The 1,446-nt window shown below is 67.3% G+C and carries 1 protein-coding gene; it reads right to left on the bottom strand.

From position 1 onward, the window contains the following. Positions 1-17: 17 nt before the first annotated feature. Positions 18-1,226, bottom strand: coding sequence for an IS110 family RNA-guided transposase (locus H5411_RS46375; protein ID WP_091517282.1), 1,209 nt, complete (start codon positions 1,224-1,226; stop codon positions 18-20). Positions 1,227-1,446 lie beyond the last annotated feature (220 nt).

Here is a 1,446-nt window from a genome sequence, read left to right as displayed (position 1 = left end):
GCTGCCTAATGTTTATGTCAAGCAGCGGTAGCCGTGGTGTGTCGGTAGTCGGCCTGGTAAGGCTGGCGGGTGCGCAGGAGCGCGTAGAGGACGTTGATGCGTCGTCGGGCCAGCGCGATCAGTGCCTGGTGATGGCGCTTCCCTTCGGCGCGTTTGCGCTGGTAGAAAGCTTTGCTGAGTGGGTCGGTGCGGATCGCGCAGAACGCGGACTGGTAGAAGATGAACTTCAGGTGTTTGCTGCCGGCGGTGGCTCGCCGCAGGTAGTTCATCTTCCCGGACTGCTGCAGGACCGGCGCGAGGCCGGCGGCCGAAGCGAGCTGATCGGCGCTGGTGAAGCGGTCCAGGTTTCCTGCCTCCGCGAGGAATTCCGCGGTCAGGGTGGCCCCCATCCCCGGCAGGCTTCGGACGAGGGCCGCGTCAGGGTGGCGGTCGAGCCCGTCGGCGATCTGGTTCTCCAGTTCGCCGATGCGGTGCCGGGCCGCGATCGCGTCGGTGGCGAACTCGCGGGCGAACTCGGCCATGCGCTTCTGCCCGGGAACGATCACATGCTGGGCCTGAGCGGCCGCAATCGCCTTGCCTGCCAAGGGTTCGGCATAGCTGCGGCGGACGCCCGCGGCCAGCATGTGATCGATCAGGCCGTCGCGTCCGGCTTCGCGGACCTCTTCCGGTGTGACGAAGCGGACCAGAAGCCGCAGGTCGCTGAGGTTGGTCACGTCCACGACGCGTTCCAGGCCGGGGAAGAACCCGGCCAGGGTTTCGCGCAGCCGGTTGAGGCGGCGGGTCTGATCGATGACGAGTTCACGGCGTCGGGAGACCAGCATCCGCAGGTCGAGGGTGATGTCGTCCTCGGCGGTGACGATGCGCCAGTCGTCGCGCAGGCGCAGCTGGTCGGCGATGGTGGCCGCGTCGCGGGGATCGGATTTGGCTTCGCCGCCCTTGCTGGCGCGGCGGGCTCGGTTGACCACCAGGCCCGGGACGTGGACCAGGCGGACACCTGCCTCCAGCAGCATGGCGGTCAGCAAGCTGGCCACTCCGCCCATCAGGTCGATCGCGGCGGTGAGCTCGCCGTGCTCGGCTTCGGCCTGGCGCAGCTGGGCGATCAGGGCGTCGATGCTGTCCGGGTCGTTGTCGACGCGCCGGGAGAGCAGGACTTTCCCGGTCTCGGCGGCGACGATCGCGACCCAGTGGAACTCCTTGGCGACATCGATGCCTGCTTTTACTGCCATCGAACCTCCGGTCGATCACACGGTGTGGTGCGTCCCGATTCCGCCGTCAACGCCCTACATAGCGATGGTTCGCAGTGCCTAATCAGCGGTCAGAACCAGGTGGTGGAGCGGGCGGCACAGCACTCTGAACCATCACCGGCAGCAGGCATGAAAGCCATACCCGCTCCACCTGCATCCGCCGATCCTCGCGGACCGCGGACATCCCTGAAAGGTAGGGCGG

Origin of the sequence: Amycolatopsis echigonensis (assembly GCF_014174495.1) — a bacterium.
GTDB classification, from domain to species: Bacteria; Actinomycetota; Actinomycetes; order Mycobacteriales; family Pseudonocardiaceae; genus Amycolatopsis; species Amycolatopsis echigonensis.
This window is presented reverse-complemented; position numbering and strand designations above follow the sequence as displayed.

Coding starts and splice junctions, on each gene's coding strand:
- H5411_RS46375 (WP_091517282.1), bottom strand. CDS start 1,226: ATGGCAGTAAAAGCAGGCATCGATGTCGCCAAGGAGTTCCACTGGGTC.